This window comes from Reyranella sp. (assembly GCF_965228225.1).
Lineage (GTDB): Bacteria > Pseudomonadota > Alphaproteobacteria > Reyranellales > Reyranellaceae > Reyranella.
Map to the genome: position 1 here is coordinate 1,797,183 of NZ_OZ245801.1, position 19,557 is coordinate 1,816,739.

The window sequence follows — 19,557 nt, forward strand, 5'->3', positions numbered from 1 at the left end:
GGTCGAACCATTGTGGTAATATAATCCTGCGGTCATCTGGATAACGTCAACGTTGGGGAGATTCATGAAAAAGGCTGGATTGGCTCTTTTGGGCCTGGGTTTGATGCTACCGAACGTTGCCGGCGCTCAAGCCATCAACGCTCAAGAAGGATTTTACATCGGGGCTGGCGGCGGTGCCGCCTGGTTCATCGGTTCGAATTCGAACGTCCAGACCTGGACGGGCTGGGCCGTGGGCGGCAAGGCCGGCTACGACTTCGTCGGACCGCGCGTGGAACTCGAAGTCAGCTACGGCCAGATTCCGACGTCTGCCAACATCCCGGGCACGGCGATCAACGGCAAGGTCGGCCAGCTGAACGTCATGGCCAACGTGCTGTACGATTTCATGCCGACCTCGGTGATCACCCCGTATATCGGCGCCGGTGCCGGCGTCGCCTTCATCGACGGCAATTCTTCCCTGGGTGACACGCAGTTTGCTTATCAGGGCATGATCGGCGTCGCCTATAATGTCAGTGAGCAGCTCCGCTTTCTGATCGAAGGCCGCTACGTCGGCACGACCAACCCGAGCGTGAACACGCCGTTCGGCAATGTGACCTTCCAGAACAATAACATCCTGGCCCTGGCCGGCGTGACCTACAAGTTCACCGCGCCGCCGCCGCCGCCGCCGCCGCAGCCGACGATGGTCGCGCCGCCGTCGTTCATGGTGTTCTTCGACTGGGATCGCGCCAATCTGTCGGCTCAGGCCCTGACGACGATCAAGCAGGCTGCCGGCGCCTACAAGCAGAAGGGCAATGCCCGCATCACGGCGACGGGTCACACCGATACGTCGGGCGCGCCGGCCTACAACATGGCGCTGTCGCTGCGTCGCGCGAACGCCGTCAAGGACGCGCTGGTGCGTGAAGGCGTGCCGGCGACCGCGATCGCGGTGGTTGGCCGTGGCGAGCAGGGCCTGCTGGTGCAGACCGGCCCGAACGTCCGCGAGCCGCAGAACCGCCGCGTCGAAATCGTTATCCAGTAAGCTGGACGACCCTAAACGAGGAAAAGGCGGCTCCCGGGCCGCCTTTTTCGCGTTCAGAGCTCGCGGAGCGCGGCGTCGACGATGGCGAAATGGTTCGCCCAGGTCGGGTGGGACCAGGAGTCAAGTCGGCGCAGTTGCGCCTCACGACTGGCAGAGCCCGGCTGGGCGTAGTCGAGCACGGCTTCACGCCAGGCCGGGCCGTCTGTGGGGTCGAGGTAGTCGGGGACCTCGCCGCCGACCTCGCGGAAGACCGGAATGTCGCTGCACAGCACAGGTGTGCCGCAGGCGAGAGCTTCGGCGAGGGGCAGGCCATAGCCCTCCGCGAGCGATGGGAGCAGCAAGGCGCGGGCTCCCTTCAGAATGCCGGCGACGGCAGCGTCGGGCAGGCGGCCGCATTCGCGGACGGGACCTTGCTGGCGCGCGCTCTCCTCGAGTGCTTTGACGATGTCGTCAATCTTCCATCCTCGTTCGCCAATGACCAGCAGACTTGGCGTCGACAGTCCGAATGTGCGGCGGAGCTCGAGCCAGAGATCCAGTATCAGCCGGTGGTTCTTGCGCGGCTCGATCGTCCCCAGCATGACGAAATAGGAAGGCTCGACAAGCTCCCCTCCGGCTGAACCGTCCGCCGGCTGCGAGACGCCCAGCGGCGCCACGATCACGTTGCCTGCACCGGGAGTCCCGGCGAAGCGGGACCTGAACGACCGGGCGGTCGCCCGCGAGTTCACGACGATGGCATCCGCGAGGCGCGCCGCGTTCTCGATGCGCCGCTGGTAGAGGTCTGCGTCCTTACGCGTGAAGAAATGGGGAAACAGGCTCGGAAGGATGTCGTGCACGAAGAAGACGAGTTTGAGGTCGCCGGCGCTCTTCAGCGCCTCGATAAGCCCGGGGCGGTCGAGCTGGAGCTGGGACAGAATTATGTAGAGGAAGCGTTCCTGTCGTGCCGAAACGAGCCGTTCGAGAGCGCCCCAGGGCCTGAATATCAGGACAAGGTGAATCCAAAGCGCCCGCAGCGCGATCCGCCGGTGGGCGGCAGCCGAGTCGACGCCGTGTTCCCAGTAGTGGGCGATCGCCGTCGCGAAGGTCTTGGCCGTCCGGTTGTCCACGAGCCGGAGCCGCCCGAACGCATCGAGCACCGTGAAATGCAGTCGTTCCGCTTCGTTCGCCATGAAGTGCTGGGCATAGGCGAGCTCGACCCTCGGGATGCCCTTGGGTGTCCGCGACCAGGCAGCATAGACCAGCCTCGAAAGGTCGAGGATCAGCCGGGCGGGCGGCAGGGATTGCGTCGAGTCGGGGCTCACGGGGCGGTCCAGCCAGCAGAGTTAATTGGATGTCGGGGCCTTATCCAGCACCGCGTTACGGGCGCCTCGTGACCCGGGGACGGAGAAGGCCGGTCCGCTTATCGAAATCTGGCGTTTGCGGGCCTTCCTGCAGGGAGTTGGATCGCGGCATGATCGTCGCCGACATCGACACACCAACAGTCATCGGGGACCCAACATGCAGCGGCTCAAATTCGGCGCCTTCCTCGCCCCCCACCATCCGATCGGCGAGAACCCCATGCTGCAGTTCCGGCGTGATCTCGACCTCGTCGAGCAGCTCGACGGGCTGGGTTACGACGAGTTCTGGTGCGGCGAGCATCATTCCAGCGGCTGGGAGATGATCGCCTCGCCCGAGATGTTCCTGGCGGCGGCGGGGGAGCGCAGCAAGCGTATCAAGCTCGGCACCGGCGTGATCTCACTACCCTACCACCATCCCTACAACGTCGCCCAGCGCATGGTTCAACTCGATCACATGACCGGCGGCCGGGCGATCTTCGGGTCCGGCCCGGGCGCCCTGGCGTCCGATGCGCACACGCTCGGCATCGACCCGATGCTCCAGCGCGACCGCCAGGATCACGCGATCGGCATCATTCGTCGACTCTTCAAGGGTGAAAGGGTCACCGACAAGACCGACTGGTACACGATGCAGGATGCCGCCCTGCAGCTCCTGCCGCTGCAGGAGGACATGCCGTTCGTGGTGGCCTCGCAGGTCAGCCCCTCGGGCATGACACTCGCCGGCAAGCACGGCATCGGCATCATCTCCATCGGCTCGATGTCGAACGAGGGGCTGCTTGCGCTGCCGACCCAGTGGAAGTTCGCCGAGGACGCCGCGAAGAAGCACGGCCAGACGGTCGATCGGCGCAACTGGCGCGTGCTGCTGAGCTGGCACGTCGCAGAGACTAGGGAGAAGGCCCGCGAGGAGGCTCGGCACGGCCTGATGCGCTGGCACAACGAATATATCGTGGGCACGCTGCAGAGGCCGGGCGCGGCGCCCTTCACCGATCCGGACGATGCCGTGGACAAGACGGCCTTCACGCCGGGCTCCGCCGCCACGATCGGCACGCCGGACGACCTGGTGAAGGTCATCAAGGACGTCTACGCCAAAAGCGGCGGCTTCGGCACGGTCGTGGGCTTCGTTCATGACTGGGCCAACCCCGAGAACACGCGCCGCAGCTGGGACATGGTCGCGCGCTACGTCATCCCCGAAATCAACGGCTATGTGACCAAGCTGCGCGAATCGCAGAAGTTCCTGATCGAGAATCGCGCCGTATTCGAGCGCGCGCAGCAGGCGATCATGGCGAAGATCATGCAGACCGATGGTGGCGCCGAAGCCCTCAAGGCGACCAAGGCGCCGCGCTTTGCCGCGGCATCGGCGGCAGTGCCGGACTTCGAAAAAGAAAACGCCCGCTGACCGGAGCAGGGGCGGCGCCACCGGGCGCCGCCTCAGTTCTGCTGCTGCCGCCAGACGATGATCGAACTCATCGTGTAGTTGAATGTGGCGCCGACGATGACGCCGGCGATCCCGGCGACCCACCAGTCCTCGTTCGAGAGGAAGAGCCATGACGCCACGCCGATATTGGCGAGCGCTCCTACGCCGCAGACGACATAGAATTTCAGCAGGCCGGCCAGGGCCGCGGCACCCCTCAGTTTCATGTCGCTATAGGTGAGCTGGTTGTTCACCATGAAGTTCGACGTCATAGCGGCAACGGTCGCCAGCGACTGCGCCGCGTCGAATGACAGTCCTGCCAGCAATCCAGCGCGCAGGGCGAGGAGGTGGATCGCGATGCCGGTCGAGCCGACGATCATGAAGAACAGGAATCGGACCGAGACCGTGCCGCCGGTCATCCGATGCAGCAGGAGGCCGAAGAAGTCGAGGATGGCACGCGCGTCGAACTTGGACAGGCCTTCCTGGCGCGAGCGGAAGCGGTAGGCGACCTCGGCGACCCGAACCTGGCCCCGGCTGCTGGCCAGGATGTCGACCAGGATCTTGAAGCCCGAGGGGACGAGGCGCGGCGCCACGGTCTCGAAGACCTCGCGTTTCAAGGCGAAGAAGCCGCTCATCGGATCGCAGACCTGGCGGCCAATGAGGAAGGCGGCGAGGCGGGCCGCAACGCGGCTGGCGAAGGCTCGCCGAGGAGAGAAACCGTCCCCGCTGCTGCCGTCGCCGACGAAGCGACTTCCGATCACGATCTCGGCCTCGTCGTTCCGCAACTTCGCAACCAAGGCGGGAAGAACCGTCTCGTCGTGCTGCAGGTCGGCATCCATTATGGCGACGTAGGGCGCGGCGGAACTGAGGGCACCCTCGATGCAGGCGCCGGCGAGGCCGCGGCGGCCGATGCGGCGGATGCAGCGCACGCGGGCATCGGTTCGAGCGAGTTCCTTGGCCACTCTCCAGGTCCCGTCCGGGCTGTCGTCGTCGACGAAGACGACTTCCCAGGGAATCTCGCCCATCGCCCGGTCGAGCAGGCTCACGAGCCGCGGCAGGTTCTGTGATTCGTTGAAGGTCGGGACGACGATCGAGACCGTCGGTGAAAGAGGCTGCATCCGGCGCCACTATATTGCGACGCCACACCCCCTCCCAACGCGATTTGCGCGATGGCTTCAGAAATTGATCTTGGCGAAGACGAAGTCGGGCAGGGCGCGCGCCACCAGCATGATGATCTTCCAGCGCCGTGGCAGATAGGCGACGGGCGTTCCGCGTCGCATGGCCTCCACCGTGCCGCGCGCCACCTGCTCGACAGGAGCGAGGCGCCGTCCCTGCGCCTTGTACGGCGCGGCCATGGGGGTGTCTGTCGGGCCGGGCTTGATCAGGACGATCCGGACGCCGGAGCCTGCGAACCGGTGGCGCAATCCCTCGGCATAGCGGTCGATCAGGGCTTTGGAGGCACCGTACACGTAGTTGGCGCGACGGCCGCGATCCCCAGCGATGGACCCGATCAGGCCGATCGTGCCGCGGCCCGTCCGACCCATCGCACCGGCAAGGGCTTCCGCGAAGAGCACCGGCGAGAGGCCGTTGACCTCGATCGATTGCCGCGTCTGATCGAGATCGTCCTGGCAGGCTTGCTGGGACGACAGAACGCCATGGGCGATCAACGCCATGTCTAGCGGCCGATCGGCCGTCCAGCGCGCCACCGCCGCCGCGATGGCGGGCGCCAAAAGGAAATCCATCGTTTCGACCGAAACCTCGGCCTGCGCGCTGAGCCCGCGCAAATCGTCCGCAATTCGCTCCGCCCGCGACCCATTGCGCGCCACAAGGATCAGTTCGGAGGGACCGCCCTGCACCCAGAGCCGACAACAATGCTCGGCAATCGCCGAGGTCGCGCCGATCACCACGATGCGGGTCTTCGGGGCCAAGTCAGGTCTTCCCTGCTTGTGAAGGCGGGGCGACGACTGACAATCCAATTGAGGAACCGACCGAGTCAGCTGCAGGGCCGGGTGGCTGGGGGACCTGGATTCGAACCAAGACTAACCGGGTCAGAGCCAGTTGTTCTACCGTTAAACTATCCCCCAAGGACCCTGCGGACCTCGTTGGCCGCACGATTTAGCGATGACGGAACGGATTGGCAAGCGGGGCCTCGCCGTGGACTGTTTCCTCGGGTACGATCCTCCCAAGGAAGAGTTGTGAATGACCGGGGAATCCACGCCCAAGGGAGGCTGGCACAGCGGTCGATTTGCGCACACTTTCGCCGCCATCGATCTCGGCACCAACAATTGCCGGCTCCTGGTGGCGAAGGCATCGGTCGAGGGTTTTGAGGTGATCGATGCCTATTCTCGCCCAGTACGGCTGGGCGAGGGGGTGGCGCTGAGCGGTTCGCTGTGTAGCGAAGCCATCGAACGCACGCTGCATGCGCTTGGCGTCTGCGCGGCCAAAATCGAACGCAATCGCGTGACTCGCGCCCGTCACATCGCGACCGAAGCCTGCCGCCGCGCGGGCAACGCCGGGGACTTCCTGGGTATGGTCAAAGCGCGCACTGGGCTGAGCTTCGACCTGATCCAGCCGCCGGAGGAGGCGAGGCTTGCTCTGGCGAGCTGCGAGAACCTGCTGGACCCCGACATCCCTTATGCCCTGCTGATCGACATCGGCGGCGGATCCACCGAGGTGAGTTGGATCAGGGTCCGGCCACGCCCCGGTCGTCCGGGCTGTGCGACCACCGAGTTGATCGGCATGACATCGGTGCCCTGGGGGGTGGTCACGCTCACCGAGTCCTGCACGCTCGGTCAGCCGCGCGGCCGGCCGCTCAGCCCTGCCTGTTATGCCGACATGGTGGAGCGTATCCGCAGCGATCTCAGGCCGTTCGGCGCCCTCCATGACATCGGAGCGGCGATCACGCGGGGCGAGGTGCAGATGATCGGCGCTTCGGGCACCGTAACGACGATCAGCGCACACCATCAGGGCTTGAAGCGCTATAACCGCACCCTGGTCGACGGTTCGAGGATCGGCCGAGAGGAAATTTTGCGTATTTGTGAAGAACTTTCGACGATGTCGGTCGACCAGCTCACCCATCTGCCCTGCATCGGCGACGATCGCGCCGATCTGGCGCTGGCGGGCGGGGCGATCCTCGAGGCCGTGTGCCGGCAATGGGCGGCGCCGGTCGTGCGCGTGGCCGACCGCGGCCTGCGCGAGGGCGTGCTGATGGACCTGATGCGCCAGGCCGATCGCGAGGCCGACCAAGCCTGCCGCCGGGGCGGATGACCATGGCAAAAGGCACCAAGGGCAGCGTCCCGACGGGCCGGCGCGCGACCGTCCGTGTGAAGACGGCGCGCGGCCGTACCGTTTCCTCCCAGCGCTGGCTGCAGCGCCAGCTCAACGATCCCTATGTCGAGGAGGCCAAGAAGCGGGGCTATCGCTCGCGCGCGGCGTTCAAGCTGCTGCAGATCGACGACCAGTTCCATTTTCTGAAGCCGGGCGGGCGCGTCATCGATCTGGGGGCGGCACCGGGCGGGTGGACGCAGGTTTCGGTCGAACGGGTGAGTTCGGGCAAGAGCAAGGGCGTGGTTATCGGCATCGATCTCACGCCGGTCGAGCCGATCGCGGGAGCGACCGTGCTCGCCAAGGACTTCTATGACGACGATGCGCCTGCGTTGCTCACGGAGCTGCTGGGCGGCCCGGCCGACGTCGTCCTGAGCGACATGGCGGCCGCGGCGACGGGCGAGACCCAGGTCGATCATATGCGGATCATGGGGCTGGCGGAGGCCGCACACGATTTCGCCCGAGAAATCCTGAAACCCGGCGGCGCCTTCGTCGCAAAGGTGCTGCGGGGCGGCACCGAGCGGACGCTCCTCGACCGGCTGAAGAAGGATTTCGAGAAAGTCCGCCATTTCAAGCCGGAGGCGAGCCGGGCCGATTCGGCGGAAATGTACGTCGTCGGGACGGGCTTCCGCGGCTAGAGTCCGCCGCATCAGTCCCCGACCGGAGAAATTCTGATGTCCCTCGGCATGTATGGCGCGTCGATCCCCGTCTACCAGCGTCAGCTCGGCGCGCTCGCGAAGGTACTGGAGAAGGGCTCGGCCTGGGCCGCCGCGAAGAAGGTCGACGAGGCGGTTCTGGGCGCGACCCGGCTGACGCCGGACATGCTCCCCCTCACACGCCAGGTGCAGATCGCGTGTCGTTTCGCCGAGGAGAGCGCGGCCCGTCTCGCTGGTGCCGAGGTGCCGGCGCCGCATGACAATTCGGAGAAGACGCTGGGCGAATTGCAGAAGCGCCTCGCCGCGGTGCTGGCCTACCTCGCGGGCTTCAAGGCCGGGCAGGTCGACGGCAGCGAGGCCCGCGAAATCGTCCTGACCGTCGCCGGCACGCCGCTCAAGCTCACCGGCGAGCAATATCTCCTGCACTTTGCCCTGCCGAACTTCTATTTCCATTGCAGCACCGCCTACGCAATCCTGCGCCAGTCCGGGGTGGACATCGGGAAACGCGATTTCCTGGGGGCCGTTTAGGAATACTCGTGCATAACCGCCACGCGCGAACGCCTTGGGCTTGGCGCTTGGCTTGAGCGCGGCAGTGTGTATAACGGCTCGCCAACCCGGCGGCCCTCTCCGAGGGCCGCCGTTTTTATTTCTCCCCGACGGAGGTTGGTATGCAGATTCAGGAAGCGCTGACCTTCGATGACGTCCTCCTGAAGCCTGCTGCCTCGTCGGTCCTGCCCGGACAGACCGACACCCGCACACGCCTCACGCGCACCATCGAACTCAACATCCCGCTGATGTCGGCGGCGATGGACACCGTCACCGAGTCGGGCATGGCGATCGCCATGGCGCAGGCCGGCGGCATCGGGGTCATCCACAAGAACCTCGAGCCCGAGGCACAGGCCAACGAGGTCCGCCGGGTCAAGAAGTTCGAAAGCGGCATGGTGGTGAACCCCGTCACCATCCATCCCGACCAGACGCTGGCCGAGGCGCTGGCGCTGATGGAGGCCAACCAGATCTCGGGCATTCCCGTGGTCGAGCGAGGCAGCGGCAAGCTGGCCGGCATCCTGACCAACCGCGACGTCCGTTTCGCCACCGAGAGCGGCACGCCGGTCAGCACCCTGATGACCAAGGAACGCCTCGTCACCGTGACCGAGGGGGCGACCAAGGAAGAGGCCAAGCGGCTGCTCCACCAGTTCCGGATCGAGAAGTTGCTGGTCGTCGACGCCAGCTACCGCTGCATCGGCCTGATCACGGTCAAGGACATCGAGAAGGCCAACAAATTCCCCGGCGCCAGCAAGGACGAGAAGGGGCGGCTGCGCACCGCCGCTGCGACCGGCGTCGGCGAGGACGGGCTGCGCCGCGCCCAGCTGCTGATCGACGCCGATGTCGACGTCATCGTGGTCGACACCGCTCACGGCCATTCGCGCGGCGTGCTCGAGGCCGTGACGCGGGTGAAGAAGCTCAGCAATTACACCCAGGTCATGGCGGGCAACGTCGCCACCCGCGAGGGCGCGCAGGCGCTGATCGACGCCGGCGCCGACGCCGTGAAGATCGGTATCGGCCCGGGTTCGATCTGCACCACCCGCATGGTGGCCGGGGTCGGCGTGCCGCAGCTCACCGCCATCATGGAAGCGGCCGAAGCCTGCCGCGCCGCGGGCGTTCCCGCGATCGGCGACGGCGGCATCAAATATTCCGGCGACCTCGCCAAGGCGATCGCCGCTGGCGCCGACTGCGCCATGATCGGCTCGCTGCTGGCCGGCACCGACGAGGCGCCGGGCGAGGTGATCCTCTACCAGGGCCGCTCCTACAAGTCGTATCGCGGCATGGGCTCGATCGGCGCCATGGCGCGCGGCTCGGCCGACCGCTACTTCCAGCAGGAGGTGCAGAGCACCTTGAAGCTGGTGCCCGAGGGCATCGAGGGCCGCGTGCCCTACAAGGGCGGCGTGGGCAGCATCCTGCACCAGCTGGTCGGCGGCCTGCGGGCGGCGATGGGCTATACGGGTAACGGCACGATCCGCGAGATGCAGACCAATTGCCAGTTCCTGCGCATCACCGGCTCGGGCCTGCGCGAGAGCCACGTGCACGACGTCGAGATCATGCGCGAGGCGCCGAACTACCGCGGCGGCATGTAGCCGTCCTGCAGGGCTGCCGCGATCCGCTCCGCCGCGATCCGGTGGCCGAGCGGGCCGGGGTGCGAGGTCCGGAACATCGCGGCATAGCCGTCGCGCCTGACGCCCTCGTCGATCGCGTCGAACAGGTCGAGCGCGCCAAGGCCCGCGGCACGGGCACAGTCGAGCACGCGGCGCGAGAGGCGGTGCTGCTCGCTGGCATACTCCGCGTTCTTCCAGACATAGGGATCGTATTCCGCCACCACGAGCGTCGGCACGCCGAGGCCGGCCAGCCGCTTCAGCAGCGGGCAGGCCATGGCCACGCCGGCGCCGCGCGGCAGCACGCGGACATGGTCGATCGACCATTCGTACTGCCAGCCCTTGTGACGCAGGATCGTGTCGACCAGCACCGACCAGCCGAACAGGCGCTGCCAGAGGTCTAGGCTGGCCGCGGGAGCGGGCGAGGGCGGGACAGGGACGTTGCGCAGCGTGAGCGTCTCGCCCGTCGGCTCGAAATAGGGCTTCTCCGCGCCCCACACGCGCTTCATCTCGCTGCGTCGAAGATCGTCGGCGATGAAGACCAGCACCAGCGCGGCCGGCTTCACGTCGGGCACCTGCTGCTCGGCGCGCAGGACGGTCTGGTCGAGCCCGTAGCCGCTCACGCCCGCATTGACGGTGCGCCGGCCGATCAGCGGCTGCAGCAGGGCGGCCCAGGTCTCGCCGTCGCTCACCTCGTCGCCGTGGGCGTAGGAATCGCCCACCACCAGCACCGGCGGCTCGGCCAGCACCGCGCCGGCCGGGGCCGGGGTGAGGCGGTGGCCGGACGGGTCGTAGGTGACGCCCTCCGCGGTGAAGCCCGGGCGCAGGACGAAGCCCAGGTCGCTGTCGCGTTTCAGCCGGCCCACACCGGCATTCAGCGTGGCCTGGCGTTCCCGCAGGATGATGTTGGACCAGTCGAACAGCGCCGACGGGCCGCGCCACAGGCGGCACCCCACTTCGAGCAGGAACAGCGTCACCAGCACCGAGCCGAGGACCAGAGCGGTCCGGCCGAACATCTCAGTTGGCCCTGTCGCCGAGGGCGCCGGCGATCCGCCGCGCGATCAGCGCGTTGCCGGCGGCGTTCATGTGCCACAGCACGTAGAGATCGCGCGGTCGCGGCGTCGCCGCCAGGGAATCGTAGGTGTCGAGTGTGGCGAGCCCGTTGCGCCGGGCGCAGTCGAGCAGGCCCGCGGTCAGGCGGCGCTGCTCGGCGGCGAACTTCGGATCGTCCCACACGACGGGATCGTAGGCGGCGACCAGCAGCACCGGCGCGCCGCTGCTCTTCTGCAGCCCGGCCAGCCGTGCGGTGAGCCGGCAGGAGATGAGCTCGCCCGTGCCTTCCTTGTGCACCCGGATATGATCGCCGAACCAGTCGTGCAGCAGGTCGAGCCGCCGCATCAAGAAGTCGAAGGCGTAGGAGTAGCCGATCGTCCGCTGCCAGAAGGAGAGCGTCGTTTCGGGCGGGGCGCGCGGCGGCACCGGCACGTTGCGCAGCGCCAGCCCGTCGCCCTCGGGATCGAAGTAGGGCTTGTCGGCGCTCCACATGCGCCGCATCTCGGTGCGGCGGATGTCGTCGGCGATGAAGGCGACGACGATGGCGCCCGGCCGGTAGGCCGGCGCCAGCGTCTCGGCGCGCAGCACGATCTGGTCGAAGCCGTAGCCGCTCACGCCGCCGTTCAGGACGCGCCGGCCGGTGATCCGCTGCAGGTCGGCGGGCCAGCTGTCGCCGTCGCCGACCTCCTCGCCGAAGGTGAACGAATCGCCCACCGCGAGGATCGGTGCTTTGTCGCCAACGGGCGCGGGGCCCGTGATGCGCAGCCCATCGCCGTCGATCGTGACTCCCGGCACCGCGTGGCCGGGGCGCGGCCGGTAACCCAGCCGTTCGTCATGCACCGAGCGGCCATTGTCGGTCGTGGCCAGAACCTTGCGTGCGTCGAGCACGTAGTTCGGCCAGGCGAAGAGCCAGGTCCAGGTCGAGGCGCGGACGCCGATCTCGATCAGGCCGAGGCCGACCAACACCGAGACGAGGACGAGGATGGTGCGGCGGAGAAGCTCGGAGCGCGGACGTTGCGCGTCGGGCGTATTCATCGTAGCGGCATGCTTTGACAAGGAGACAGACGTGACACCGGGCGCGCGGGTGGCGGCCACCATAGAACTCCTCGACGAAATCGTCAGCCATAGCCTCTTGGGTGAAAGAGGACGGCCGGCCGATCTTGTCGCCAATGCCTATTTCCGGGCCCGGCGCTTCATCGGCGGCGGCGACCGGCGGGCCGTGTCCGATCGCGTATGGAGCATCCTGCGCCGCTACGGCCAGCTCGCCTGGTGGCTGGAGCGCACGCGCCATCCCGATCGCGGGGCGCGCGCCATCGTGGCCGCCGACTTGATGCTGGTCGAGGGGCTCGACATGGCCGGGCTCGAAGCCATGTTCGACGGCGGCACCTACCGCCCGTCGCGGCTCGACGAGGCCGAGTATCGCGCGCTGCGCCAGATGGAAGGCCATTCGCTGCCCCATCCCGAGCAGCCCGACTGGGTCCGCCTCAACGTCCAGGAATGGGTCGCGCCGCACTTCAAGGAAGCCTATGGCGAGGGCTGGGGCCGCGAGATCGCCGCGCTGGAGACGCCGCCGCCGGTCGACCTGCGGGTCAACCGGCTGAAGGCGACGGTCGAGCAGGCGCGCGAGGCGCTGGCCCGCGACGGCATCGACACCGAGCCGATGCGCTATTCGACCGATGGCTTGCGCCTGCGCCGGCGGCTCTCGGTGGTGAAGGGCAACGCCTTCCAGAACGGCCTGGTCGAGATCCAGGACGAGGGCTCGCAGCTCGTGGCCGCCCTGGTCGATGCCCAGCCCGGCATGCAGATCGCCGACTATTGCGCCGGCGCCGGCGGCAAGACCCTGGCAATGGCCGCCCGCATGAACAACAAGGGCCGCGTCGTCGCGATGGATGTCTACGAATCGCGCCTCGACCGCTCGGCCCAGCGCCTGCGCCGCGCCGGCGCCCATAACGTCGAGCGCCGTGCGATTGATGCCGACAACCGCAAATGGCTGAAGCGCCAGGCCGGCGCCTTCGACCGCGTGCTCGTCGACGCGCCCTGCACCGGCACCGGCACCTGGCGGCGCAATCCCGACGGCCGCTGGACCCTGCGGCCCGAGGATCTCGAGGAGCTGGTCCCTAAGCAGGCGATGATCCTCGACGCCGCCGCCAAGCTGGTGAAGCCGGGCGGGGGCCTGATCTACGCCACCTGCTCGGTGCTGCCGGCCGAGAACGAGCACCAGATCGCCGGCTTCCTGGAGCGCCACCCCGACTTCGAGGTGGTGCCGGTGGGCGCGCTGTGGCGCGACGTGCTGGAGAGCGAACCGCCGCCCGAGGTCGAGAACGGCCCGTACCTGCGGCTGTCGCCCCTGAAGCACGGCACCGACGGCTTCTTTGCGGCCGCCCTGGTGCGCAAGGCGAAGGAGAAGGCTGCGCCCGAGGCCACCCTTGCGGAGGACGCGCCCGAGGCCGCTCCGGAAGCGCCGGAGGAACCGGGCGAGGCCGCGGCATGATCCGCATCCGCCGGGCCGCCCGCCAGGACGCATCGGCGATCGGGCGGGTCCATGTCGAGACCTGGCAGGCGACCTATGCCGGCCTGCTCCCTGACGCCATGCTGGTCGCCATGTCGGACGTGCGTCAGTCGGCCTGGTGGTCGCAACTCCTCAAGGACCCGGCGGAGGCGCGCGGCGTCTTCGTGGCCGACGACCGCGACATGGGCGTGGTCGGCTTCGGCAGCTGCGGCCCGGTGCGCGATCCGCCGGAAGGCCTCGACGGCCGCGAGATCCGGGTGGGCGAGGTCTACACGCTCTACGTCGAGCCCGATTTCCAGAACCTGGGCCTCGGCCGCAAGCTGCTGGGCGCGCTGTTCCGCCAGCTCAAGGCCGACCGCTGCGACACCGCCATCCTGTGGATGCTGGCCGAGAACCCGACCCGCTTCTTCTACGAGGGGCTGGGCGGCGAGCGGGTGGGCGAGCGGGTCGACACGATGGGCGGCAGCGACGTCGACGAGATCGCCTACGCCTGGCGCGACCTCGGCGCCCCGCTGATCCGGCGGAGGCTGGCGGCGGAGGGGTGATTCCGAAGCGAAAGGTCCCTCGCTTCGCTCGGGATGACAATTGTGCCTGGATTGGCGCCGTGCGCCGGCCCCAAAAATCGCTGTCATCCCGAACGAAGTGAGGGACCTTTGAGGACAACGGTTGCTGCCCCGGCCCGTCACGCTTATATCGCCCCATGACCGACCGTTTGCTGATCGTCGATTTCGGTTCCCAGGTTACCCAGCTGATCGCCCGCCGCGTGCGCGAAGCCGGGGTTTACTGTGAAATCCTGCCCTTCCAGTCCGTCGATGACGCGAAGATCAAGGCGTTCGACCCGAGAGGCATCATCCTCTCCGGCGGCCCGGCCTCGGTGACCGAGGGCCAGTCGCCCACCGCCCATCCCGCCATCTTCACTGCCGACGTGCCCGTCCTGGGCATCTGCTACGGCGAGCAGACCATGGCCAAGGAACTGGGCGGCTCGGTCGAGAGCGGCCATCACCGCGAGTTCGGCCGCGCCGAGGTCGAGATCAAGGCCTCGACCCGCCTGTTCGAGGGCGTGTGGGAGCCGGGCGACCGCAAGCAGGTCTGGATGAGCCACGGCGACAGGGTCACGAAGCTGCCGGCCGGCTTCTCCGTCGTCGCCACCAGCGAGAACGCCCCCTTCGCCGCCATCGCCGACGAGAGCCGCGGCTATTACGGCGTGCAGTTCCACCCCGAGGTGATGCACACGCCCGACGGCGCCAAGCTCCTGCGCAACTTCGCGCTGAACATCGCCGGCGCCAAAGGCGACTGGACCATGGCCGCGTTCCGCGAGCGCGCCATCGAGCAGGTCCGCGCCCAGGTGGGCAAGGGCAAGGTCATCTGCGGCTTGTCCGGCGGCGTCGACTCAAGTGTCGTGGCCGTGCTGCTGCACGAGGCGATCGGCGACCAGCTGCAATGCGTGTTCGTCGACCACGGCCTCCTGCGCAAGGACGAGGGCGAGCAGGTCGTCCGCCTGTTCCGCGACCACTACAACATCCCGCTGGTCCACGCCGACGCCTCGGAGACCTTCCTGAAGGCGCTGGCCGGCGTCACCGACCCGGAGAAGAAGCGCAAGACCATCGGCGCGCTGTTCATCGACGTCTTCGAGGCCGAGGCCAAGAAGATCGGCGGCGCCCAGTTCCTGGCCCAGGGCACGCTCTATCCCGACGTGATCGAGTCCGTCTCGTTCACCGGCGGCCCGTCGGTGACGATCAAGAGCCACCACAATGTCGGCGGGCTTCCGGCGCGCATGAACATGAAGCTGGTCGAGCCGTTGCGCGAGCTGTTCAAGGACGAGGTGAGGGCGCTCGGCCGCGAGCTGGGCCTGCCGGCCGACCTGGTCAACCGCCACCCGTTCCCCGGTCCGGGCCTCGCCATCCGCATCCCCGGCGACATAACGAAGGAGAAGCTCGACCTCTTGCGCGAGGTCGATGCCGTCTATCTCGACGAGATCCGCAAGGCCGGCCTCTACGACGAGATCTGGCAGGCCTTTGCGGTCCTCTTGCCGGTCCGCACCGTCGGCGTGATGGGCGACGGCCGCACCTACGACCAGGCCTGCGCCCTCAGGGCCGTCACCTCGACCGACGGCATGACCGCCGACTACTACCCGTTCGACCACGCCTTCCTGGGCAGGGTCGCCAACCGCATCATCAACGAATGCCGCGGCGTGAACCGGGTGACCTACGACATTACCAGCAAGCCGCCGGGCACGATCGAGTGGGAATGATTTTTGCCCTTCCAGCAGTATCCACTGGTACGCCAGACTACGACCTAATGCATTGATAAATAATAAAAACACATGCTTCACCTATCGCCGTCTATCGGGAGGTACAGCTCCGGTTTGACGGTATAGTGGGCGGTATGGGGATTGTTGTCCCGATTCCAACTTCGCGATACCGTCAGGGCCAAGAGAGGTGCTGACGGTATATTTTTGAGATTTAAGTGTTTGATCTCAAAGAGAAATTGGCCTTACAGCCACGCCACTTTCGCCGTGACGGTATAGGTCGCGCCTTTCTCCGATGTTTTGTACTTTCGGAGGCTCCCTTGCTTACTGATACGGCGATTAAGGCGCTGAAATCACAGCAAAAATTATACAAGGTAAGTGACCGTGACGGTATGTATGTCGTCGTACAGCCGTCGGGCGCGGTTGTGTTCCGGTACGACTACCGCCTCAACGGACGCCGCGAGACCCTGACGCTCGGACGATATGGACCTGAGGGCCTCTCGCTTGCTCGGGCGCGGGAGAAGTTGGTCGACGCCAAGCGGACCATCTCGGAGGGTCGGTCTCCGGCCCAAGAGAAGCAGCACGACAAGCGGCGCCTGAAGGAGGCGAAGCGGTTCGGCGAATTCGGGGAGAAGTGGTTCGAAGGGTCGCGCATGGCTGACAGCACGAAGGCAATGCGGCGCACGATATACGAGCGCGACATCCTGCCGACATTTCGGAACAGGCTGCTGAGGGAGATCACGCCCGACGATCTCCGCACGATGTGCGGGAAAGTCAAAGAGCGTGGCGCTCCCGCCACGGCCGTCCATGTGCGGGACATCGTGAAGCAGATCTTCGCGTTCGCCATCCTGCATGGCGAGAAGGTCCCAAATCCCGCGGATGACGTCGGGCCCGCGTCGATCGCGACGTTCGTTCCCAAGGATCGCTCGCTCTCTCCGGCGGAGATCCGCATCATGCTTGGTCAACTGGAGCACGTGCCGACGCTCCCAACGATCCGGCTTGGCATGAAGTTGTTCCTGCTGACGATGGTCAGGAAGAGCGAGCTGCAAGATGCGACCTGGGATGAAGTTGATTTCGAAAACGCATTGTGGTCCATCCCCAAAGAGCGAATGAAGCGGTCGAAAGCCCACAACGTCTACCTGTCGCAGCAAGCCGTAGACATATTTATCGCGCTCAAGACATGTGCGGGCAATTCACGATACGTCCTGCCGTCGCGCTACGATGCGGACGCTCCGATGTCGCGGGCCACATTCAATCGCATCACGACAGCGGTCGTCGCTAGGGCAAAGAGGGAGGGGCTGCCGCTCGACCCCTTCACGGTGCACGATCTTCGACGTACCGGGTCTACTCTGCTGAATGAGCTGGGCTTCAATAGCGACTGGATCGAGAAGTGTCTTGCGCACGAGGATGGAAGGTCATCGCGCGGTGTCTACAACAAGGCGGAGTACGAGCACCAACGCCGCCATATGATGCAGGAGTGGTCTAACCTGATTGACGCTTGGGGGGTGGGGCAGAAGTATGTGCCAACGCTGCTTCCACCGACGATGGGCCTGCTCGAGCTGGACCCTAGTCTCTGACGGGCCGCGAGCGGCGCAATTTCACATCGGGGCTCGGCGCACGTTGGATGGTCTTGGCGTAGGAGGCGCGGCGCCGTGCATCAAGCCACGCTTCGACTTCTGCTAAATCCCATACGACGCACCGCGACGTTAGATAGAAGCGCTGCGGAAATTCGCCGCGCTGCTCCATGTCATAGATTGTGCTGTCGGCAAGCGGGACGATCTCTCTCAACTGTTGTCGGCGAATCGTCCTGCGAACTGCTTGCGGGGCCGCGCTCATACTGCCTCTCCACCTCAATTTTCTGCTGTGGAGATAGAAGGCGATAGATCTCTCACTTAAAAGCCATACCTTCGAACGGTGTGGTAATATGGGGCTGTAGCGTGTGAAACGGTCGGCCGGAGCGGAATTGGAAGCCGGTCGTCCCGCACGACATCAAGACCACTTAAAAAGCGCATGTTTGCGGCCATGGACTCGCTTCACGCTACTAACGAGGCCCTTTGATGAGTCCGATGGATGCGCTCAATCGTGATGATTGCCCTGTCAAGCCCTTAGGCATCGATGCCGATGGGAAGTATATTTTCCTCAATGACAAACGAGAACTCGTTACGCTAAGCGCCGAAGATCTTGGTTCGGATGACTGGCTGACTGTCCTGTTCACAACGAGCGAATCGCGCAAATGGGCGACACGACATTTTCTCTCGAAGCATTTTCACTTGATGCGCTGTGTCCCGTGCTATCAGTCTGTCTTTTGATAGCGTTCAAGGCGAATGGTGATCTCCGCGCGAGGTAAGCGGCAGCGCGGATGGTCGGCAATAGCTTGGAGTCCGGTCGCGAGCGTCGCCGCCTCGACCACTTTGCCGTCGAAAAATTGATCAAGCACCCACAGCACGCCGAAGTAGGGAATTTTATTGGCTTGGGCGAGGGCGCGGAGTTCTCCGTCGCCACTCAGCAGCACCCAACCGCGGGCCGACGCCAGCGAATAGGCGAAGGCGTCGGGCAATGAAAGTTTCGGATGGCCGTTCCGAACCTCCTGCGCGATCGCGAGTTCGCCAGCCGTCAGCTCCTCGACGACCAGGCCATGCTTGATGAGCTCCGGTCCGCCGAAGTCTGCAAGCTCGCGGGCATAGAGCAGGTCCGGCACCACAAGCTGGATTGGTAGCTGAAAGCAGGAATCCAAGAATCCGCCTCGCTCGAGATCAATCAGCACAGATGTATCCGAGACGAGGATATTCATGGATCAAGCCATCGCAGGCTGATCCATAAGCTGCGTTAGGCTGCGCACAGATAGGCCCAGCACTTCCGCCGCTTTGGACTCGCTAATAACTCCTTCGGCCAATGCCCGAAAGCAGAGACGCTCCATTCGTCGAGGCTTTTCCTCATCAGGGTCCATAGCGCCAGGCTCTTCGAACGGCGGCTTACGCCAACCGTTCTCATTGAACACCTGAAACAGTCTGCGATAAGCAGCCTTTCCGATAATTCCAAGATCCTGGCAGCGATAAACGATGGCTTGAAAGCTTGCGCCAAATAGTTTTTTGAGCCGCAAGAGTTCGCCAAGACTGATCATCGTTCGCGCTTTGCCGATTTCACGCCACAGAGCTTCAACAGGCATGAGGAACGCACTCGCAAAGCGATTTGCAGCCTTCTCCGAGTCAACGCCTTGCTGGACGTCCATGACCATATGACCAAGTTCGTGCGCGAGCGTAAATCGCTTTCGCTCTGACCATGCGCTCGCCTTGATGACAATCACTGGGATTGGCTCGCCATTCTTTCGCAGCACCTTTGCCGTCAGCCCATCGATATCCGTCAGGTCGGCAGACAGAATCTTGATGCCTCGCTCTTCAAGCAACTCGGCAAGATTTGGTATCGGATCGATGCCGAGTCCCCAATGCACGCGAATAGCCCGCGCGGCATTTTCCGCGTCGGCAATCTCCTTGACGGGGTAAAGGCCTTCGCGTGGCTGATCCCACGTCACGCTCGCTAGTCCAAGCGCGTCTTCGATCGTCAGATAGCGCTCAAGAAGATGCAGCGTCTGACCTTCGACAAACGCCTCCTCTCGCTTTGAAGCGATCTCATTTTTCCGGAACTCTACGCCATCGAGAACCATCTCGTCGGCGGCAAGCAGATAGTCCTCGGAAACGTGCAGCGCTTCGGCCAACGCGCGCAGCACGCCCGAACTCGGCATGTCTTCGTTGCGCTCGTACTTGCCGACGGCCTGCGCCGTCACCAGGTTGTCAATTGCGGCCTGAACCTCCCGGAGAGAAAGTCCGGAAGCGGCGCGGGCTAACTTAAGCCTCTGTCCGATCATG

Annotated in this window: 18 protein-coding genes and 1 tRNA gene; 10 read left to right on the top strand and 9 right to left on the bottom strand. The window is 65.5% G+C overall.

Annotated elements, in window-relative coordinates:
• Window positions 1-64: 64 nt before the first annotated feature.
• Window positions 65-1,015, top strand: a complete 951-nt coding sequence (locus ACO07K_RS08590) for an OmpA family protein (RefSeq protein WP_422035502.1) — start codon at window positions 65-67, stop codon at window positions 1,013-1,015.
• Between the two features lie 53 nt (window positions 1,016-1,068).
• Here the strand turns inward: ACO07K_RS08590 and ACO07K_RS08595 are convergent, their stop codons facing one another.
• Window positions 1,069-2,181, bottom strand: a complete 1,113-nt coding sequence (locus ACO07K_RS08595; protein WP_422035503.1) for a glycosyltransferase family 4 protein — start codon at window positions 2,179-2,181, stop codon at window positions 1,069-1,071.
• Between the two features lie 328 nt (window positions 2,182-2,509).
• Between ACO07K_RS08595 and ACO07K_RS08600 the strand changes: the two genes are divergently transcribed.
• Window positions 2,510-3,742 (top strand): LLM class flavin-dependent oxidoreductase, encoded by a 1,233-nt coding sequence (locus ACO07K_RS08600; RefSeq protein WP_422035504.1) that lies wholly within the window; start codon window positions 2,510-2,512, stop codon window positions 3,740-3,742.
• Window positions 3,743-3,774: 32 nt separating this feature from the next.
• Here the strand turns inward: ACO07K_RS08600 and ACO07K_RS08605 are convergent, their stop codons facing one another.
• The 3 genes from ACO07K_RS08605 to ACO07K_RS08615 form a co-directional block, all read right to left on the bottom strand.
• Window positions 3,775-4,875 carry a glycosyltransferase family 2 protein gene (locus ACO07K_RS08605; protein ID WP_422035505.1) on the bottom strand — a complete coding sequence of 367 codons (1,101 nt, stop codon included), beginning with the start codon at window positions 4,873-4,875 and terminating at the stop codon, window positions 3,775-3,777.
• 57 nt (window positions 4,876-4,932) lie between these two features.
• Window positions 4,933-5,685, bottom strand: a complete 753-nt coding sequence (locus ACO07K_RS08610) for an SDR family NAD(P)-dependent oxidoreductase (protein WP_422035506.1) — start codon at window positions 5,683-5,685, stop codon at window positions 4,933-4,935.
• An 82-nt stretch (window positions 5,686-5,767) separates the two neighbouring features.
• Window positions 5,768-5,841 (bottom strand) — tRNA-Gln (locus tag ACO07K_RS08615).
• 115 nt (window positions 5,842-5,956) lie between these two features.
• On the opposite strand from ACO07K_RS08615, the gene ACO07K_RS08620 reads away from it, so the two are divergent.
• The 4 genes from ACO07K_RS08620 to guaB all read left to right on the top strand — a co-directional run bounded on the left by ACO07K_RS08620 (window position 5,957) and on the right by guaB (window position 9,869).
• Complete coding sequence (locus ACO07K_RS08620; RefSeq protein WP_422035507.1) at window positions 5,957-7,024, top strand: Ppx/GppA phosphatase family protein; 1,068 nt, start codon at window positions 5,957-5,959, stop codon at window positions 7,022-7,024.
• Window positions 7,025-7,026: 2 nt separating this feature from the next.
• Window positions 7,027-7,719, top strand: coding sequence for an RlmE family RNA methyltransferase (locus ACO07K_RS08625; RefSeq protein WP_422035509.1), 693 nt, complete (start codon window positions 7,027-7,029; stop codon window positions 7,717-7,719).
• 36 nt (window positions 7,720-7,755) lie between these two features.
• Window positions 7,756-8,265, top strand: coding sequence for a DUF1993 domain-containing protein (locus ACO07K_RS08630; RefSeq protein ID WP_422035510.1), 510 nt, complete (start codon window positions 7,756-7,758; stop codon window positions 8,263-8,265).
• A gap of 140 nt (window positions 8,266-8,405) precedes the next feature.
• Complete coding sequence (gene guaB, locus ACO07K_RS08635) at window positions 8,406-9,869, top strand: IMP dehydrogenase (RefSeq protein ID WP_422035512.1); 1,464 nt, start codon at window positions 8,406-8,408, stop codon at window positions 9,867-9,869.
• Here the strand turns inward: guaB and ACO07K_RS08640 are convergent.
• Both ACO07K_RS08640 and ACO07K_RS08645 read right to left on the bottom strand, forming a co-directional pair.
• A complete protein-coding gene (locus ACO07K_RS08640; protein ID WP_422035513.1) occupies window positions 9,851-10,900 on the bottom strand; it encodes an SGNH/GDSL hydrolase family protein in 1,050 nt (349 codons plus the stop codon). The genes guaB and ACO07K_RS08640 overlap by 19 nt on opposite strands.
• A gap of 1 nt (window position 10,901) precedes the next feature.
• Window positions 10,902-11,972, bottom strand: a complete 1,071-nt coding sequence (locus tag ACO07K_RS08645) for an SGNH/GDSL hydrolase family protein (RefSeq protein WP_422035514.1) — start codon at window positions 11,970-11,972, stop codon at window positions 10,902-10,904.
• 31 nt (window positions 11,973-12,003) lie between these two features.
• Here ACO07K_RS08645 and ACO07K_RS08650 point away from each other — a divergent pair, with 31 nt between their 5' ends.
• The 4 genes from ACO07K_RS08650 to ACO07K_RS08665 all read left to right on the top strand — a co-directional run bounded on the left by ACO07K_RS08650 (window position 12,004) and on the right by ACO07K_RS08665 (window position 17,271).
• On the top strand, window positions 12,004-13,428 hold the full coding sequence (locus ACO07K_RS08650; RefSeq protein WP_422035515.1) for an RsmB/NOP family class I SAM-dependent RNA methyltransferase: 1,425 nt from the start codon (window positions 12,004-12,006) through the stop codon (window positions 13,426-13,428).
• Window positions 13,425-13,991 (top strand): GNAT family N-acetyltransferase, encoded by a 567-nt coding sequence (locus ACO07K_RS08655; protein ID WP_422035516.1) that lies wholly within the window; start codon window positions 13,425-13,427, stop codon window positions 13,989-13,991. Before ACO07K_RS08650 ends, ACO07K_RS08655 begins: the two co-directional genes overlap by 4 nt.
• Window positions 13,992-14,146: 155 nt before the next feature.
• Entirely contained in the window at window positions 14,147-15,697 is a 1,551-nt protein-coding gene (gene guaA, locus ACO07K_RS08660) for a glutamine-hydrolyzing GMP synthase (protein WP_422035517.1), read from the top strand.
• 317 nt (window positions 15,698-16,014) lie between these two features.
• Window positions 16,015-17,271 carry a tyrosine-type recombinase/integrase gene (locus ACO07K_RS08665; protein WP_422035518.1) on the top strand — a complete coding sequence of 419 codons (1,257 nt, stop codon included), beginning with the start codon at window positions 16,015-16,017 and terminating at the stop codon, window positions 17,269-17,271.
• Here ACO07K_RS08665 and ACO07K_RS08670 read toward each other — a convergent pair.
• The 3 genes from ACO07K_RS08670 to ACO07K_RS08680 form a co-directional block, all read right to left on the bottom strand.
• Window positions 17,261-17,530, bottom strand: coding sequence for a helix-turn-helix transcriptional regulator (locus tag ACO07K_RS08670; protein ID WP_422035519.1), 270 nt, complete (start codon window positions 17,528-17,530; stop codon window positions 17,261-17,263). The two genes, ACO07K_RS08665 and ACO07K_RS08670, sit on opposite strands and share 11 nt — an antisense overlap.
• Before the next feature lie 457 nt (window positions 17,531-17,987).
• Entirely contained in the window at window positions 17,988-18,485 is a 498-nt protein-coding gene (locus ACO07K_RS08675; protein ID WP_422035521.1) for a hypothetical protein, read from the bottom strand.
• 3 nt (window positions 18,486-18,488) lie between these two features.
• Complete coding sequence (locus ACO07K_RS08680; RefSeq protein WP_422035523.1) at window positions 18,489-19,556, bottom strand: helix-turn-helix domain-containing protein; 1,068 nt, start codon at window positions 19,554-19,556, stop codon at window positions 18,489-18,491.
• Window position 19,557 lies beyond the last annotated feature (1 nt).

What these genes read in the sequence shown, in the direction of transcription:
- ACO07K_RS08590 (WP_422035502.1), top strand. Translation starts at nt 65, where the DNA reads ATGAAAAAGGCTGGATTGGCTCTTTTGGGCCTGGGTTTGATGCTACCG.
- ACO07K_RS08595 (WP_422035503.1), bottom strand. Translation starts at nt 2,181, where the DNA reads ATGGCGAACGAAGCGGAACGACTGCATTTCACGGTGCTCGATGCGTTC.
- ACO07K_RS08600 (WP_422035504.1), top strand. Translation starts at nt 2,510, where the DNA reads ATGCAGCGGCTCAAATTCGGCGCCTTCCTCGCCCCCCACCATCCGATC.
- ACO07K_RS08605 (WP_422035505.1), bottom strand. Translation starts at nt 4,875, where the DNA reads ATGCAGCCTCTTTCACCGACGGTCTCGATCGTCGTCCCGACCTTCAAC.
- ACO07K_RS08620 (WP_422035507.1), top strand. Translation starts at nt 5,957, where the DNA reads ATGACCGGGGAATCCACGCCCAAGGGAGGCTGGCACAGCGGTCGATTT.
- ACO07K_RS08625 (WP_422035509.1), top strand. Translation starts at nt 7,027, where the DNA reads ATGGCAAAAGGCACCAAGGGCAGCGTCCCGACGGGCCGGCGCGCGACC.
- ACO07K_RS08630 (WP_422035510.1), top strand. Translation starts at nt 7,756, where the DNA reads ATGTCCCTCGGCATGTATGGCGCGTCGATCCCCGTCTACCAGCGTCAG.
- guaB (WP_422035512.1), top strand. Translation starts at nt 8,406, where the DNA reads ATGCAGATTCAGGAAGCGCTGACCTTCGATGACGTCCTCCTGAAGCCT.
- ACO07K_RS08640 (WP_422035513.1), bottom strand. Translation starts at nt 10,900, where the DNA reads ATGTTCGGCCGGACCGCTCTGGTCCTCGGCTCGGTGCTGGTGACGCTG.
- ACO07K_RS08645 (WP_422035514.1), bottom strand. Translation starts at nt 11,972, where the DNA reads ATGAATACGCCCGACGCGCAACGTCCGCGCTCCGAGCTTCTCCGCCGC.
- ACO07K_RS08655 (WP_422035516.1), top strand. Translation starts at nt 13,425, where the DNA reads ATGATCCGCATCCGCCGGGCCGCCCGCCAGGACGCATCGGCGATCGGG.
- guaA (WP_422035517.1), top strand. Translation starts at nt 14,147, where the DNA reads ATGACCGACCGTTTGCTGATCGTCGATTTCGGTTCCCAGGTTACCCAG.
- ACO07K_RS08670 (WP_422035519.1), bottom strand. Translation starts at nt 17,530, where the DNA reads ATGAGCGCGGCCCCGCAAGCAGTTCGCAGGACGATTCGCCGACAACAG.
- ACO07K_RS08675 (WP_422035521.1), bottom strand. Translation starts at nt 18,485, where the DNA reads ATGAATATCCTCGTCTCGGATACATCTGTGCTGATTGATCTCGAGCGA.
- ACO07K_RS08680 (WP_422035523.1), bottom strand. Translation starts at nt 19,556, where the DNA reads ATGATCGGACAGAGGCTTAAGTTAGCCCGCGCCGCTTCCGGACTTTCT.